The following is a 16,021-nucleotide window of genomic DNA, read 5'->3' as shown; positions in this document are numbered from 1 at the left end:
TTACTTATCACGATAACAAACTATCACAACAGATCCACCGCTTTGGCAATTGAGTACGCTCTTTCTTGCGGATTTTTCACTTTCAATGCCGATTGAAGGCCAGGACTGTAATGCAACTTCAGCAATTCTTTGTAAAAGTCATATTCGTTTTGAATGCCCAACGCAGCACGGCGCATTTTCAACTGCGCCTCTTGAAATGCTTTGCGATGCTTGGGGTAATAACGTTCTACATGCGACAGGGCAAACACATCGGCATACAGTTCCTCACGGTGACGGCGCCGCACCGGACCAAAATCGATTTGCTCATTCATCTGGACACAATGCCCTGATTCATGCGCGAAGAAGGCCTCATAGACTACTTGCTTGGGCAAACCTTCAAAAAATTCCAGGTACTGCTCAAAGCTGTGCCATGTTTTATCGCGCGTACTGATAAAAAAAGTACATCGCTTCAGCGGCGCATTGTATTGAACCAGCAAGGGCGACTGATGTGGCGTTTCTTTTCCGATGAGTTTGAAATCGACGCCGTAGCCATACATGCGTCCGTAGCCACGTGCAACACTGCCTGCGATGTGATCAATCAATTCAGCATCATCGAAATCTTCGAACCCATTGGCTTTCAATGGTTGTGAATAACACGCCGCTGCGCCAAGCAGGAGCGCGCCAGCGCACCGCCAATGCAATGAACTACCCACTTGTTTGCCCCCTGCCTGAGTGTGGCTTATTTTTTCATCATGGCCTTGAATGCCTCGCAAGGGTCTTCACGGGGATGTGCCGGCACCTGCGCCAGTACATCGAATTGCTCAGAGCCACCCGCCTGCGAATTCTCAATGAAACCATACACGGTTGTTGTTTCTTGTAGTGTAACGGGCAACCAATGCACCACGCCGACATCTTTTTGAACATGGCCATTGCCCGCAATCAAAACCACATCGCGCTGTTCGGCTTGCTGCTCGATTACATTGGCCATCCAGACATCTCGGGCCACTTGCGCAGGGATCATCTTCTCGGCCACCTGAAGCGGCAACATATTGCAATGCCCTTCCACAATGTTTTGCCGGTGCTGTTCGGCCAGAGCCGTTGGCAAAGGCTTATTTAATTCATAGTGGGCAATCGTGTCAGGGTCCAGGGCAGCGGTATAGCCACCCTTCACAATCCGGTTTGCATCTTCGCGCGACACATTGGCCGCCAGCAAAGGCAATTGATAGTCCAAGGCCAGTTGAATCAGCGGTTCGTAAAGCTCCCACTGCCATTTTTCGACCCACGGCCTGGAGGTAATGCAGGCAGCGGTTTTACATTCATCTTGCGCGGTGCGCAACAGGCCTTGGTGTTCGCGATCAAACTGTTCCATGGCTATGGCGGGTCGCCAGCCTGTTTTCACTTTGCTGGCAATTAAGTTGTAACGGGCCCGGTGGGCTTGGGGATTATCATGAACCTCGCCCATAAGCCACACGGTTGGCGCAACTTGCGCAGCCGGCCGCGTAGCGGGCAGCGTTGAACAGGCGGCTGCCACCAGCACAGCGCACAGGGCGAACAAACTTCGTGTGGGTACTGCCATTGAACTTATCCCCCAGCCTGCACAGGCACTACAAAGTCAAACAAGGCCAGCTTGGGTTGTTGCACCTTTTTTTCAATCTTCACCAGCAAGGCTGGATTGAAAAAACTATCGCGCTGGTTCAATGGATGATCTGGAAAATAAAGTTGCGTGGTCAGCAAAGGGCTTGCCGGAGACTGAACCTTTACATGAAAATGCGGTGTGCGCCTGAAACTGGAATTGCCGTAAGACCCGGGCACAAGAGTTTGAAAACGAAACCTGCCCTGTGCATCCGTGATTTGATGCCCGCGCAGTTTAAAACCTGAGTTGTCGTAAACACCTTGGGCATCGCAACTCCACAAATCGACAATCGCATCGGGAACGGGCTGGCATACGGTGCTCAATACCCTGCCCTCAAATATCAGAACTTCTCCGGGCAAACCATCGATCAAATTGCTGCGCCGGGGAGTTTGCGGGGTGTAATACGGGCCTTCGATTTGACGGGGTGTAGGGCTGTCATCGCATGCAGGTGTTTGCGCCAAGGCACGGCGTTGACCAAACATGGGGCCTGCAAGCACGAGGCCTGCGCTGGCCTGAAGAATTTTTCGTCTGGATTTCAGCATGCCACCTCCTACCTTACAGACTGTCTGTTCTTGGATACTACATCCAAACAAACGTTCCATTCAGTAAGAGTCTCAGCACGCAATAACAACGATTAATCTATCCTGGCGCCCTTATGTCGAAACAACAACTTTCATACGCTGCCTGTCTTTTATTGATTGGTATCGCCGTTGGCATTGCCTGTAGTAATACCGAACCTACCCGTGTAAACGCCACAAGCGAAACAGCGAACAAACCAGTCACCCAAGCCAACTCAATTGATATTGGCTTTGCTCAGAGCATGATCATTCATCATGATCAAGCTATCTCGATGGCCAGCATCGTCAAAGGCAAGGTTTCAACCAATATTGATTTGCTGGCCTATGGAATTTTGACGGCACAGCTTCAAGAAATCGGACAGATGAAAGGATGGCTGACGGCCTGGGGTCAAAGAGTGACTCCCCCCGCCAATGCCCCCATGGCCTGGGTAGAAAATGCCAAGGATGTGACCAATGTTCAAGACCTTCTTTACATCACCCAATGCAAGTCGACAAAAGGCCAAATGCCGGGAATGTTAAATGTGGATGAATTCCATCACATGAGGTCCCTGTCGGGGGCTGAACTGGAGCGCCATTTTCTGGAATCAATGATAAGGCATCACGAAGCCGCAATTCCGATGGCACGGTTTGCGATTAACAATGGTCAATCCTTGCTGGTGAAGGGTTTGGCCAAAGCAATGATTCGCGAACAGAACGCAGAAATAACAGTGATGAAAAAACTGTTGACTCAACTAGACAGCTGACAGTGCATATTTGTACCCACAAACCCCGTAATAACGCCGACAGCACATGCTGAAGTTTTGTAAGGAGTTGGTTAACTGTCAGAAACCAGTAAGTGCCCGCGCTCTACGCTAACAAAAAATTAGAGAGGAGACAGGGCAATGAAACACAATGTAATTTGGTTGATTGCAGGTGCTGCCACTTTGGCTGCATGTGGGTCTGACGATGGTGGCGGTACAACTTCCCGCACGACACCTAATGAATTAAGCGGCGCAAATTTTGTGACACCGGCGCAATGTGGCGCAGGCTCGGTGCCGGAGACCGGACTCCAAGGCCAAGTATCATTGGCCGACCGGGAAAGCGGACGCAGTAAGCAAGGCTACAAGTGCAACATGGAACTGGTTGGTCAGTACCAAGGCGAAGGCAGCACCTGGGTGAATCCTTCGTACAAAACCTGCTCCTACATGGGCACCACATTTACAGGTATCCCCAAGAAGGTGTCGCAAGGTGTTCAGGTGATTGATGCAAGCAACCCCAGCAACCCAACCCTGTCAGCAAACCTGACCAGCCCTGCATTTTTGCAAAGCACTTGGGAATCGCTAAAAGTGAACGAAGCAAGGGGTTTGTTGGGCGGCGTTGCGGTAGGGCCTGTACTTAGCGCTGGCTTCTTTGATATTTACGACATCGGTACCGATTGTGCGAAGCCAACCCTACTGAATTCATTTGCGGCCAACCTGACATTGCCCGCCAACCTGATTGGTCATGAAGGTGCATGGTCGCCAGATGGCAACACCTATTGGGCAACGGGCCTGAACCCGGGCAGTATTACCGCAATCGACACCAGCAACCCGAGCCTTCCGCGCATTCTCTACACCACGGTTGCCTCTCCCAGCAATCATGGCTTTGAGTTGAGCGAAGACGGCAACCGCATGTACCTGACGTCACTGACCCCGCCTGGCGTGATCATTCTGGATACCAGCAGCATTCAAAACAGAGACCCTGTGCCCATGTTGTCCGAAGTAGGCAGTGTGTATTGGGAGGACGGCGACTTGAGCCAGCACACCATTCCAGTTTTCTACAACGGGAAACCGTTTGTAATTGCTGTAGATGAGGGTGGAGCCGGTGCAGCAAGAATTATCGACATTTCAGATGAAACCGCACCTGTGGTTGTATCCAAGCTGAAACTGGCCATTCATGCCGAGGCAAATGCCGCAATTCGTGCAGCAGACACTGCAAACAATGGGAGCTTTGGCTACGAAGGGCATTACTGCGGCGTAGACCGGAAAATAAATCCAACCGCCATTGCGTGCGGCTATTTTCAATCGGGTGTGCGTGTGTTTGATATACGCGATCCACTATCAGCCAAGGAAATTGCTTACTATAATCCACCCGCACAATCCGAGAAAAAAGCACAACTGGCAGGTTCAGAGCATGCCAGCAGTGCGCTTGGTTTTACTGCGGATCTAAGCACCGATTGGTGCAGCTCGCCGCCCCGCTTTGTAGGCAGCGATCAAATTTGGGTAACTTGCCAAGACAACGGCTTCATGGTGTTGAGGTTTACTAACGACGTATATCCATTGAAATGATAAGTTAGCTATTCAGCCAGCTCACGGTTTTCGCCCAAATGGTATTGGGCGATTCCTTGCCGCTCATGATGCCAATGTGGCCGCCCGGGCCGATAAAGAATTCGGACTTCTCCGAGCCAACAACCTTGGTGATCGGCTTGCAGCACGCCACGTTGGCCAGGTTGTCCGATTTGCCTGCAATACCCAACACCGGGCAAGTGATGTCTTTGAAGTTGGCCACGGCCTTGCCCACTCTGAAGTGGCCGTGCGCTGTTTCATTTTCAAGCCAAATGCTCGCAAACCAGTCTCGCAATGCACCACCGGGGTAGGCCTCCAGGCTGTCAATAAATGCCGCCTGGTTGGCATGCTGGGCCACGAACTCACGGTCGTGCAACTGTGAAATCAGGTTCCAGTAACCTTTCAGGCTACCCACAGGGTCGAGCAATTTAAAACCGATCACGTTGGCCCAGCCCGGCGTGTACAGCAATTTGGCGGGCACCTTTCTGAAATTGATTCGGGCCGACTTCAGAAGGTTCGCCAAGCGTTTGTATTGTTGGCCGATGGCACCGTTGGCGTGGCCATCGATGGGCGTTCCATAGGTGACCACTTTGTTGATGTTTTCGTCTTTGAACAAGGCCGTGTAAGCCAAGGCCATGCCACCGCCCATACTCCAGCCCTGCAGATTCAGCTTTTTGGAACCACTGTGTTCACGCACGGCATTCAGGTACGCGGGCAAAAATTCCTTGATGTAATTCTCAAGGGTTAAACCTGCCTGTTTGCGCGTGGGCTTGCCCCAATCGATCAGGTACACATCAAAGCCCTGCGCCATCAGGTAGCGCACAAAACTGCGCTCGGGCAGCAAATCGTACACATACATGTTCACGGCCAGGGGTGCGATCAGCACAAGCGGAATTTGATTGCGCTTCTTGCTCACTGGCAGCGTGTCGTCACCTACGGTGATGCTTTCTTCAGTTAACGGCAAGTAATGACGAACGCTGTGAATGCCGCTTTGGTGAACAATTTCAAACGGCTGCAAACCCGCGCGAACCATGGATTCTGATTTGAACAAGCGATCCCAGCCATTGCTGGACATGTGGCTGATACGACGAAGGCTGAGTGCAGTGGACATGGCGGCAAACCTGATTGTGAAAATTATGTGTGTCAGATTCTAACAGCGCCCAAGCCACGGGGAGTGGTGTGGGCGCTCTAAAGTTACCTGACAGTCACATGAGTGCTTACTTCCACTTCAAACCCACGGTAACGCCCAGTAAAAACTGGCGTTCGCTGGCAGGCTCAAAGAACTGCCCTGCCCCCTGGTTCACAATCACTGACCCCACGTATTCCTTGTCGAACACATTGTCCACACGGGCATAGGTGCGCACATTCCAGCCACCATTCAAAGGCCAGTCCTTGCTGGCGCGCAGGTTCACCACCGAGTAGGAAGGGGCAAACGCATCATTCGCATCGTTGGCAAACAGCTTGTCGACATACCGCAATTCTGTGGCTGCCTCATACAGGCTTGAAGGCTTGTAGACCAGCTCACCGAAGAAGGTTTTTTTCGGAATGCTGGGCAAGCTGTTGCCGGCCTGAATGCTGTTAACCGAGGTGTCGTAGGTGGCACGAATGTAATTCACCGCCGCATTGGCTTGCCATTGCCTGTTGAAAGCATGCTGCAGGGCCAGTTCCGCACCTTCGCGACTGGTCGAGCCAGCGTTCTGAAATGAGGTGGCACCACCGTTCGCAGCCAACACCACGATCTCGTTGTCGGTGTCTACCGTGTACAGCGCTGCATTCACCAAGGTGCCACCAAATTTGGCTTTAACACCAATTTCAAGTTGCTCACTTTTTGCGGCTTCCAGCTGGGAGTTGAAGTTTGGACTGGGTGGTGCAACTGACAAATACGCAGTTTCAAGCAAGGTGGGGGTCTCGAATCCTTCACCGTATGAAATATAGGTGTTGATGTTGGGTTGCAAACGGTAGGTGAAGCCCACATTGCTGGTGACCTCATCGTACTTTTTGCTGCCACTGCCGTCGCCGTTGCTCAAAAATTGATCATTGGATTCGATCTCGATGGACGAATTTCGAACCCCGCCCAGCACACTCAATTTGTCGGTGAAAAAATACTCCGCCTGCAGGTACTGATCGAACTGGCTGGCCGTGTTGGCCTCATCCCGGTTGGGTGTGGTGCTGGCACCAAAAAAGCCCAATCTGGCTTGCTCCAGTTCACCGACGGTCAAGCCCGCATTCAAAAACAAGGGTTTCCCAAGCAGGCTGGTTTGGTGCCCAAATCGCAGGTCGGCGCCGCTGTATTCGTTTTTCAAATCGATCACCGCAGTGCTGGCCAACACCTGGCGAATCTTCCTGTCCCCGTAATAAGGGCTGAAAGTGATATTGGTGCCGGGGCTGAACTTGTGCTCCAACACAATGCCTGTTTGGCTTTGCTCCACTGTTTTATTGGTGTTGTTGCCCACCGTGTTGGTGCCAGCCTGCCGGCGGTTGCTGGCCAGTTGGGCAGCGGTCAAGCCAGCCGGGTCTTGCGCCAGTGGAATGTCCACATAATTCACCACCCAACTCAGCCTGGTGTCGCTGCTTAAATTCCACACCATTTTGCTGTTGAAATTGTCTCGACGTGCTTTGCTGTGGTCGCGGTATCCATCGGTTCGGAAAGTGGATGCATCAATCACAATGCCCACTTCCTCATTGCCCTTGTTCAGCTTGATACCGCTTCTGCGGGTGCTGTCGGTTCCAAATATCTGGTTCACCTCCAGCTCAGTGCCCACGCGCGGGTTCTCGGTGGTCAGCAAGATCACGCCGCCCGAGGAATTGCCATACAGGGATGAAAACGGCCCGCGCAGCACCTCGATGGACTCGGTTGAACTCAGACTGAAGTGGGAAATTTGGCCGGAACCATCCGGCATGGTGGCGGGTATGCCATCGGAAAACAAACGCACGCCTCGCACCCCCGAGGTGGCCCGCGCCCCAAAGCCCCGAATTGAAATTTGCAGGTCTTGCGCAAAATTATTGCGGTTGTTGATGACCAAACCCGGCACACGGGTCAGTGTTTCCGACAAATTCACTTGAAAGCTGGCCGCTTTCTCCAGGGTGTTCTGGTTGATCTTGTCGACCGAGGCTGGCACCTCAAACGGGTCGCGTGCTTCGCGGGTGGCCGAGACCACGAAGGTGTCCAGGTTTTCGGTTTGTGCCAGTGCGGGTTGCGTAATACTGAGGGTGGCCAAGGCGGCAATTAAGGGTGTACTGCGGTGCTTCATGAACAATGTCTCTTGAATGTTGTTGTTGACAGTGCGGCAAGCTTGACCGAAAGGGCTCGTGAAATTTTCCCGATCGTCAAGAAAAGTGGAATATTTCCTCTGCCTCTACACTGCCTACTCTTTGTACAATCATAGTAACAACTGTTAACCCCACAATAAAAGTTAGGAGACACCCGCATGTTGCATGCACTCGAAGTGCTCGCGTTACGCATTTATATGGCCATTTTCAAAGTGGTCACTGCACTGATGCCCTTCAAGTGGCCCCGCATGTTCGAAGGCACCGGTTCCTCACTGGACTTGGTTCGGCACATGGCCGACGCGGGCCACCGCAATGTATTGATCGTGACCGATGCTGTGTTGGTCAAGCTTGGCGTACTTGAGAAAATGAAGGCTGAGCTTGAAACCCAGGGCGTGAAGTACGTGGTGTATGACGGCGTGGAACCCAACCCCACTGTGGAGCAAATTGAAGCCGGTTACCGCATGCTGATGGAAAACGGCTGCCAGGCTATTTTGGCAGTGGGCGGAGGAAGCCCCATTGATGCCGCCAAAATGATTGGTGCCCGCGCCAAGAACAACAAGCCTGTATTGAAACTGACCGGCTTGCTGCGGGTGCACAAGGGCATGATTCCCTTGTTTGCCGTACCCACTACCGCTGGTACCGGTGCAGAAGTCACCATTGCGGCCGTGGTCAGCGACACAGAAAACAAACGGAAAGTAGCCGCCATGGACATTCGCTTGTTGCCCACGGCCGCCGCGCTGGATGGATCGCTCATGACCGGCTTGCCTGCGCACATCACCTCGGCCACGGGCATGGACGCCTTAACCCACGCTGTGGAAGCCTTTGTATCACGCAATGCCACCCGAAAAACCAATGAAAAAGCCCTGGAAGCAACCCAGCTGATCATGAAGCACCTGGAAACTGCTGTTGCAGACGGCAGCAACCTGGAAGCTCGCCAGAAAATGGCTCGGGCATCGCACCTGGCTGGCATTGCTTTCACACAAGCCGGAGTGGGTTATGTGCATGGCATTGCTCACAAATTTGGTGCCTTGTACCACACGCCCCATGGCCTGGCCAATGCTATAGTGATGCCCCATGTGCTGGACTATTCCCTGCCCAACTGTGCCGACCGCCTGGCCATTCTGGCCCGCGCGTGCGGCATTGGTGACAAAGGTGCCGACGACGTACACCTGGCCAGGGCCTTTATTGCCCGTATTCGCACCATGAATGAAAAGTTTGGCATTCCAACCCAGCTGGCTGCCTTGAAAGCAACTGACATTCCCGCTGTGGCCAAGTCTGCAATCGCAGAAGCCCGCTTTACTTATGCGGTACCGCGTTACATGAATCAGCGCGTCGCCGAGTCAGTGATCAAGAACCTGCTGCCTACCCAATAAATTATATTTTTGTGACACTGTAACTTCCTTCTCGCGTCAGCGATCTATAGCGTAGACCATCCGGCTCACCGGGTGGGTTGCGAGATCGATGACCATCAAAAGAAGGATGCAGGAAATGAGAACAGCAATTGGTTTGGCAGTTGTTGCGGCACTGGCCGCCCTTGGCACACAAACAGCGGTCGCTCAGACTGCAATTCCCAGCGAACCGGCCAACGCAGTGAATTTGGTGGACGGCCTTGAAGGTGTGTTTGGCACGCATGCGGGTTCGCGCCGGTCAGGCGCTCGCGGCGTTTGCGCTGCGGGCACATTCACAGGCAACAAGGCAGCTTCGGCCGTTTCCAAAGCGTCTGTTTTTTCTGGCAAACCAGTGCCGGTTACCCTGCGCTTTTCCGTGGGTGGCGGCAATCCCAATGCGCCTGAAAACGGCAAAGGCGTACGCGGCCTGGCCGCCCAATTTGACTTGCCGAATGGCGAGCAATGGCTGATGGCCAACATTTCATCCCCCTTCTTCACAGCTGCCACACCCGACGGTTTCCTTGCTTTCCTGGAGGCACGCAAGCCAGACCCTGCAACTAAAAAACCGGATCCTGCAAAGATAGCAGCGGCGGCCGCCAAGTACCCTGACTTCAAACCGCAAATGGAATGGGTTGCCAAAACTGGCGTACCTGCCAGCTACGGTGCAGTGAACTACTGGAGCGCAAACGCATTCAAGTTCACCAATGCAGCAGGCAAAACCCAGTTCGCAAAGTGGATGTTTGTACCCGTAACAGGCCAGGAATTCATTGCCGAAGACAAACTGGCCACACACGCCAAGGTGTTTCTTGAAGACGAACTGAAAGGCCGAGTGTCACAAATTCCAGTTGAATTCGACATGGTGCTGCAACTGGCTGAAGCTGGAGACCCCACCGACAACGCCACTGTGGCCTGGCCTGACGACCGTAAAAAAGTAGTGGCCGGTCGCCTGAAAGTAACCGCAGTGACAGACAAGTCCGCTTGCGACGGCATCAACTTCAACCCACTGGTATTGCCCACCGGTATCGAAGGATCGGATGATCCTTTGCTTGCAGCACGGGCAGGCAGCTACGCAGTGTCACAGGCACGTCGTTTGGCCAAATAAACGACTTTCCCTTTTAGCCTGTACACTATTGGCCGGTTCCCCCTCCAGGGTTCCGGCTTTTTTTATGCGGTGCACAGCAGTCCACAAGGAGCAGTACATGGAATTATTTGACGCAATTTATCAACGCCGGGCCATCAAGGCATTTGATCCCGAGCACATCATCTCCGCAGACGATGAGAAAAAACTGTTCGAGGCCGCCATTCAGGCACCGACCAGTTTCAACATTCAGCATTGGCGTTTCGTGGTGGTACGCGACAAGGTCCTGCGTGCAGAAATGCGCAAACTGGGCAACGACCAAACCCAAATCACGGACTCATCCTTGCTGGTCATCATGACCGCCGACATGAAAGCCTGGCAGAAAGACCCTTCACGCTATTGGGTGCAGGCGCCAAAAGAAGTCGCAGATTTGCTGGTTGGCTGGATGGGACCTTTCCACGATGGTCGCGATTGGTTGCAGCGCGATGAAGCCCAACGATCCATTGGCATGGCCATGCAAACGCTGATGCTGGCCGCCAAAGGCATTGGCCTGGATTCCTGCCCGATGATCGGATTTGACATTGAAGCGGTGGCCAAGTTGATCAACTTGCCTGCTGACCATGTGATGGGCCCCATGGTGGCCATTGGAAAAGGAACCAAAGCGCCTTGGCCAAAGCCCGGCCAGCTCAGCCTGGACGAAGTGCTGGTGAACAACACTTTTTAAGCGCCCCCGCTTCAGGGCTTCAAAAGTGACTAGTGTCGGTTACACGACACAGTACGTCACATGGAGCCCTGGCCTGAATCTGTGCCAACAACGAAGCAGTAAGAATCAAAGGAGACACACACAACAAGTATTCACAATGAACATCCATTTGCATCGCACAACTCGCGCTGTCACAGTTTTGCTGGCCGCAGCCACTTTGGCAGGCTGCCTTGGCGAAAGCAGCGATCTGACCCAAACCGACAATCGCACCAACCCCAATGAAAACCCCGGCAACGCTGAGTTTGTTGACACCGCAGGTTTGCAATGTGCGCTAAGCGATCCAAACCTGTTGATCGGTGAAGGGCAAGACAGCCCCTCCCTGACCCCAGCCAGTACACCGAACAGCAATATTCAACCCAGCACAGGCTTGAACAGTGGCACTTGCAGAAACAACACCGCGTTTACCATGGGCACCGGCATTGTCGACATCACTGGCCCCGCAGCGGGTTCTGTGATGATGGGTTATGAAAGCCCCACCCACGCCAGCCTTGGCCTGCACACCCGCCAGTTTTCCCGCGCGTATGTGATTGGTTCACCATGCAACGGTAACCGCGTGGTGTATGTGGTCAACGACCTCGGCATGATTTTCCATGCTGTGCGCCAAGGGGTTTTGAACAAGGTGGCAGCCGATGCTCAATTGGCACCGTTCTACAACGAGCAGAACATCATGCTAAACGCCACCCACACCCACGCCGGACCCGGTGGCTATGCGCACTTCACCGCTTTCAATGCGTTCCGTTTGGGGCATGACGAGGAGGTTTACAACTTCATCGTAGACGGCATTGTGGAAGCCATTCGACGTGCACATGCCAACCTGCAAGCCAACCCAGAGCCAGGTCGCCTGTTGGTCAACAATGGTGAATTGTTGAATGCCAATGTGAATCGCTCTGCGATTGCATACGATCAAAACCCGCAAGAAGAACGCAACCAGTACTTGAACCAGCGTGGTGAAAGCCAGAATGTGAACAAGGAAATGGCACTGCTGAAACTGCGCCGCGCCGATGGCACACCCATCGGGCAAATCAACTGGTTTGGTGTGCACCCCACCACCACAGGCAACACCAATCCCTTGATTTCCTCAGACAACAAAGGTTGGGCAGCATTGGCCTTTGAAAAATTGATGGGCACACAATACGAGGCACCGGCCGGGAAAGACACTTTCGTGGCTGCATTTGCACAAACCGATGAAGGTGACAGCAGCCCCAATATTTTCTTCAAAGACAAACCTTTTGAGGAACGTGGTGGCTCTACCGATGAATTGAAGGCTGTGGAAATCAACGGCAGCAAGCAACTGGCGCGCGCACTGACCCTGTACCGCGATGCCAACCAGTTGGTGCGTGGTGGAGTGAATTTTGCACAATTCCACGTGAAGATGGACGAAGTGGAAATTACAGACCCCGTGGTGCTGAATTCACTGCGCCACCCAGAATCACTGAACAGCGCCGTGAAAAAAACCTGCACCGCCGCCATGGGCGTGTCATTTGGTGCAGGCGCTGAAGACGGCCCTGGCCCCACAGTGGAAGGCGCGAGCTGCAACGGCCGCACCGACCCGGCCCGCCTCACCCGCGACCTGGCTGCGCTGGCCGCAGGCAAACTGCCACCGGAAATATTGGCCACCGCCGTGCTGTGCAACCTGAATGACCTTCCATTTGACGCGGTGCCCGCTGGCACCAGCCTAAGTTGCCAAGCTGAAAAACCTGTGCTGTTTGTACTCGGCCCGCCCCTGAACTTCAGCAACAATGTGCTGCCATTTCAGTTGTTCACCATTGGCAATGTGGCAGTGTTGGGCTTGCCTTGGGAAATCACCACCATGGCCGGGCGGCGCATTCGTCAAACTGTGCTGGAAGTGTTGGAGCCACAAGGCATTGACCAGGTGATCATCAGTGGCCTGAGCAATGATTTTGTCAATTACCTCACCACGCGTGAAGAATATTCCATTCAGCAATATGAGGGCGCCTCCACGCAATTTGGACCCTGGACGCTGGCCGCCGTGCAACAGGAAAGCCGCAGGCTGGCCCTGTCATTGGCCCAGCAAAATCAACCGCCTGCCGGCCCACCCCGCACAGTGACCAGCAACCCGATTCCCCGCCCACCCTATGTGCCGTTTGATCAGGCCCCCAGTGCCGCATTTGGCGATGTATTGGCCCAACCCACACCCACGGTGACGGCCGGCAACACGGTGACCGCACAATTTCAAAGCGCTCATCCGCGCAACATGAAAACCCGTGGGCTGGCGATTGTGGAAGTGGAGCGAATGAATGCGAACGGTGAATGGGAAAGTTTTACCCACGACCGTTCGCCCGAACTGATTTTCCGCTGGCAGCCCTTCGAGCCCACGCCGTACTTAAGCCCGATTCCATTGCCCGGCTTTGTATCCTCCGCCTTGGCGGAATGGAAAATTCCGGCCAACACGCCTGCGGGTAAATATCGAATCAAGCACCGGGGTGTTGCCGTACCAGCGAGGTCGCCCGAGCCATTTGAAGGTGTGAGCGAGGCGTTTGATGTAACGGCTACAGGTGCCACCTGCAGTGACGGGAGAAGAATGTGATTCATCCATTTTTATTGAGCGTTGCGACTGTATCGCTGTTGCTGTCCGCATGCGGTGGAGACTCAAGCAGCACCAGCAGTGCTGCCACACGAGTAGGCGCGAGTGCCGCCAATACCAGCAACCCGTTCCCGGGCTACCAAAGCACTTTGTACACAGGCACCAGCAATTGGTTGTGTCACCCCGATTTGATGGGAACCAGCAACGTGTGCAACGGCAATTTTGACAGCACTGCAGTGGCTGCAGATGCCACTGCTACCACACTAAGCTACGCATCTGCCACAGCGCCCCAAGTGGATTGTTTCTACGTCTACCCAACCACCAGCATCGACCTGATGGGCAACTCAGACTTGAATGATGACTTGCAAGAACAACAAACCACTGCACTGCAATTTGGCCGTTATGGCGAGGTGTGTCGTCAGTTCGCACCCGTTTACCGACAGCGCACATTGACCGCGCTGGGCCTGACCACATTCACGGGTGCACTGGGCGGTATCGACATTGCACCGAATGCCGGTGAAGTGGCGTATGCCGATGTACTGGACGCCTTCAAGGAATACATCGCGAATCAAAGCGATGGACGCGGTTTTATTTTGGTGGGGCACTCTCAAGGTTCGGGCATTTTGCGCAGGCTGATTGCAGAGGAAATTGAAACCAGACCCGAGCTGATGAGCCGTTTCATTTCAGCCCACATACCCGGTACCAATGTGCTGGTGCCCAAGGGTCGCGATGTGGGCGGATCGTTTCAAACGGTACCCGCTTGTCGAAATGCCAACCAACTGGGCTGCGTAGTGGCCTATGTGACCTACCGCGCAGGCGATCCTCAGCTTGAAGATCCACGCTTTGGTTTAAGCGCTGAAGAAGGTCAACAAGCGCTGTGCACAAACCCCGCAGCACTGGCAGGCGGACAAGCAGATTTGTTTCCTATTGTGCCTCGCCAGCAGCCACCGGTATTTCGTGTGTTACTGATTCCACGTGGACCTGGCGGCCCCTACGCGAATCCAATCAGCAACTTCACCATTCCCACCCCCTACTACTCCATGCCCGGGCAAGTGAAAGGAGAATGCAAGGTGGGGCCGAATGGTGTCAGTTATCTTGAAGCGAGTATCGTGGCAAACCCCGACGATCCGCGCGCAGACGACTATCCCGGTGAATTTATTGGCGGATCGAATTGGGGACTTCACCTGATTGATGTGTCAATTGCGCAAGGCAATTTGGTGCTGCTTGCACAGCGTCAAGCGGCCAGCTTCTTGCGACAATAAAACGTTGCATTACTCCACATTCGTGCTGCATTCCGCAGCACTGGGTGTGTGGTGGCAGCGTACCTTTTTCAGCAGGCTCATCATGCGTTTGTCGTATACACCTTCCTGCGTCAACTGCACACGCGCCTGCTGCATCATCACATTGTATTTTTCCTGATCCACTGGTGTCACGTTCATCCAGTATTTGGCAGGCACCTGCTTCTCAATCAGCCTGACAGCATCCAGCGCTTGATCAATAAAGCCCAAGCCAAACTTGCGCATTTTTTTCAAACGCTCATCGAGGTCCGGAATTTCTTTCTCCAAGCGCGTGCGGTTGATAATGGCCGAACCTGTCACGTTCAACAGCGGCATTTTGTACACACCACCCTTGGTGCCCAAGCCACGGTACAACTCGAGCGGTGCAAAGGCCACGGCGGGCGCAGCCACAATATCGACCACACCGTTATTAAATTTTTGCGCGAAGTTGGTAATATCGCTGGGCACAGCCTGTGCGCCCAATTGCTGAATCATTTTGGCCTGGCTTTTGTCCCAATCCATCACCGCCACTTTTTTGCCCGCAGCCTTTTCAATCGAGTCGATGGATCGGTCGTTCACCATCACATACGCTGCACCCAATGGGGCCATGCCAACCACCTGATACTTGCCTTGAATTGACAGGTCGTACAAAGCGTCGTTACCCATCAAAACCTGCAAAGCAGTTTTAACATGATCGTAAGAGGGCAGCGCACCCACTGCATCAAAGCTGCCCATGAACTGATTGAACAAACGCGCACGCAAGGTGGTAATGCCCACCGCCTCGCATTGCCCTGTCCTGAAGGACTCGGTGGCCACCGTTTCATTGGTGTGAGGAATCAACTCGGCGAACACATTCCACTTGCGTGCTTCCAAAGCAATGTCTTGCGCCACGCTGAACACCGGCCCAGCCTTGCCCAAAATATCGAAAATGCAAATCTTGATGTGCAGTGGCTTGTCCAATGGCTTCATCTCTTTCATAAGCTGGCGAGAGACATTGCCGATGAGGTTGGGCGGAATTTCCGGTCCCTTGACCTGTGAAAGTGCAGGCGTGGAAGCCGCAGTTCCAACAAAGGCCAGTGAGGCAAGCAGAAAGCGGGTGAGCATGGCGGTGTTCCAGTGAAGGGAAAAAGTACTGCAACACAGATGTAACTGAGCGGTTACATCATCAGCCATTCGCGGCGCATGGTCAATCATGCGCCGCAACATG

13 protein-coding genes are annotated in these 16,021 nt (G+C 53.6%); 7 read left to right on the top strand and 6 right to left on the bottom strand.

Annotated features, from left to right (window positions below; all coding sequences use genetic code 11):
• Nucleotides 1–23: 23 nt before the first annotated feature.
• Genes HKT17_RS04045 through HKT17_RS04035 form a run of 3 tightly spaced genes read right to left on the bottom strand, consistent with a single transcriptional unit; the run spans nt 24 to nt 2,154 of the window.
• Entirely contained in the window at nt 24–692 is a 669-nt protein-coding gene (locus HKT17_RS04045) for a hypothetical protein (protein ID WP_171098023.1), read from the bottom strand.
• Between the two features lie 26 nt (nt 693–718).
• Complete coding sequence (locus HKT17_RS04040) at nt 719–1,555, bottom strand: ChaN family lipoprotein (protein ID WP_171098021.1); 837 nt, start codon at nt 1,553–1,555, stop codon at nt 719–721.
• 5 nt (nt 1,556–1,560) lie between these two features.
• The gene (locus tag HKT17_RS04035) at nt 1,561–2,154 is read right to left on the bottom strand and encodes a dioxygenase family protein (protein WP_171098019.1); all 594 of its coding nucleotides are present in this window, start codon (nt 2,152–2,154) and stop codon (nt 1,561–1,563) included.
• 113 nt (nt 2,155–2,267) lie between these two features.
• On the opposite strand from HKT17_RS04035, the gene HKT17_RS04030 reads away from it, so the two are divergent.
• The gene (locus HKT17_RS04030) at nt 2,268–2,933 is read left to right on the top strand and encodes a DUF305 domain-containing protein (protein WP_171098017.1); all 666 of its coding nucleotides are present in this window, start codon (nt 2,268–2,270) and stop codon (nt 2,931–2,933) included.
• Nucleotides 2,934–3,071: 138 nt separating this feature from the next.
• The gene (locus HKT17_RS04025) at nt 3,072–4,496 is read left to right on the top strand and encodes an LVIVD repeat-containing protein (protein ID WP_171098015.1); all 1,425 of its coding nucleotides are present in this window, start codon (nt 3,072–3,074) and stop codon (nt 4,494–4,496) included.
• 4 nt (nt 4,497–4,500) lie between these two features.
• On the opposite strand, the gene HKT17_RS04020 is transcribed toward HKT17_RS04025, so the two are convergent.
• Complete coding sequence (locus HKT17_RS04020) at nt 4,501–5,604, bottom strand: alpha/beta fold hydrolase (protein WP_171098013.1); 1,104 nt, start codon at nt 5,602–5,604, stop codon at nt 4,501–4,503.
• 106 nt (nt 5,605–5,710) lie between these two features.
• A complete protein-coding gene (locus tag HKT17_RS04015; protein WP_171098011.1) occupies nt 5,711–7,744 on the bottom strand; it encodes a TonB-dependent receptor family protein in 2,034 nt (677 codons plus the stop codon).
• Between the two features lie 177 nt (nt 7,745–7,921).
• Here HKT17_RS04015 and HKT17_RS04010 point away from each other — a divergent pair, with 177 nt between their 5' ends.
• The 5 genes from HKT17_RS04010 (at nt 7,922) to HKT17_RS03990 (ending at nt 14,799) form a co-directional block, all read left to right on the top strand.
• The gene (locus HKT17_RS04010; protein ID WP_171098009.1) at nt 7,922–9,136 is read left to right on the top strand and encodes an iron-containing alcohol dehydrogenase; all 1,215 of its coding nucleotides are present in this window, start codon (nt 7,922–7,924) and stop codon (nt 9,134–9,136) included.
• A 115-nt stretch (nt 9,137–9,251) separates the two neighbouring features.
• Nucleotides 9,252–10,253, top strand: a complete 1,002-nt coding sequence (locus tag HKT17_RS04005; RefSeq protein ID WP_171098007.1) for a catalase family peroxidase — start codon at nt 9,252–9,254, stop codon at nt 10,251–10,253.
• Between the two features lie 97 nt (nt 10,254–10,350).
• Nucleotides 10,351–10,953, top strand: coding sequence for a nitroreductase family protein (locus tag HKT17_RS04000; RefSeq protein ID WP_171098005.1), 603 nt, complete (start codon nt 10,351–10,353; stop codon nt 10,951–10,953).
• A gap of 136 nt (nt 10,954–11,089) precedes the next feature.
• Nucleotides 11,090–13,540 carry a neutral/alkaline non-lysosomal ceramidase N-terminal domain-containing protein gene (locus HKT17_RS03995; protein ID WP_171098001.1) on the top strand — a complete coding sequence of 817 codons (2,451 nt, stop codon included), beginning with the start codon at nt 11,090–11,092 and terminating at the stop codon, nt 13,538–13,540.
• On the top strand, nt 13,537–14,799 hold the full coding sequence (locus HKT17_RS03990; protein WP_171097998.1) for a DUF3089 domain-containing protein: 1,263 nt from the start codon (nt 13,537–13,539) through the stop codon (nt 14,797–14,799). Before HKT17_RS03995 ends, HKT17_RS03990 begins: the two co-directional genes overlap by 4 nt.
• A 9-nt stretch (nt 14,800–14,808) precedes the next feature.
• On the opposite strand, the gene HKT17_RS03985 is transcribed toward HKT17_RS03990, so the two are convergent.
• On the bottom strand, nt 14,809–16,020 hold the full coding sequence (locus HKT17_RS03985) for a putative solute-binding protein (protein ID WP_205882497.1): 1,212 nt from the start codon (nt 16,018–16,020) through the stop codon (nt 14,809–14,811).
• Nucleotide 16,021 lies beyond the last annotated feature (1 nt).

It is taken from the genome of Limnobacter sp. SAORIC-580 (assembly GCF_013004065.1).
In the GTDB taxonomy this organism is placed as follows: domain Bacteria; phylum Pseudomonadota; class Gammaproteobacteria; order Burkholderiales; family Burkholderiaceae_B; genus Limnobacter; species Limnobacter profundi.
Note: the sequence above shows the minus strand (reverse complement) of the source record. Positions and strands in the feature narration are given on the sequence as shown.

Excerpts from the sequence above, each read along its gene's own strand:
- HKT17_RS04040 (WP_171098021.1), bottom strand. The coding sequence starts at position 1,555 with ATGGCAGTACCCACACGAAGTTTGTTCGCCCTGTGCGCTGTGCTGGTG.
- HKT17_RS04035 (WP_171098019.1), bottom strand. The coding sequence starts at position 2,154 with ATGCTGAAATCCAGACGAAAAATTCTTCAGGCCAGCGCAGGCCTCGTG.
- HKT17_RS04030 (WP_171098017.1), top strand. The coding sequence starts at position 2,268 with ATGTCGAAACAACAACTTTCATACGCTGCCTGTCTTTTATTGATTGGT.
- HKT17_RS04025 (WP_171098015.1), top strand. The coding sequence starts at position 3,072 with ATGAAACACAATGTAATTTGGTTGATTGCAGGTGCTGCCACTTTGGCT.
- HKT17_RS04020 (WP_171098013.1), bottom strand. The coding sequence starts at position 5,604 with ATGTCCACTGCACTCAGCCTTCGTCGTATCAGCCACATGTCCAGCAAT.
- HKT17_RS04015 (WP_171098011.1), bottom strand. The coding sequence starts at position 7,744 with ATGAAGCACCGCAGTACACCCTTAATTGCCGCCTTGGCCACCCTCAGT.
- HKT17_RS04010 (WP_171098009.1), top strand. The coding sequence starts at position 7,922 with ATGTTGCATGCACTCGAAGTGCTCGCGTTACGCATTTATATGGCCATT.
- HKT17_RS04005 (WP_171098007.1), top strand. The coding sequence starts at position 9,252 with ATGAGAACAGCAATTGGTTTGGCAGTTGTTGCGGCACTGGCCGCCCTT.
- HKT17_RS04000 (WP_171098005.1), top strand. The coding sequence starts at position 10,351 with ATGGAATTATTTGACGCAATTTATCAACGCCGGGCCATCAAGGCATTT.
- HKT17_RS03995 (WP_171098001.1), top strand. The coding sequence starts at position 11,090 with ATGAACATCCATTTGCATCGCACAACTCGCGCTGTCACAGTTTTGCTG.
- HKT17_RS03985 (WP_205882497.1), bottom strand. The coding sequence starts at position 16,020 with ATGTTGCGGCGCATGATTGACCATGCGCCGCGAATGGCTGATGATGTA.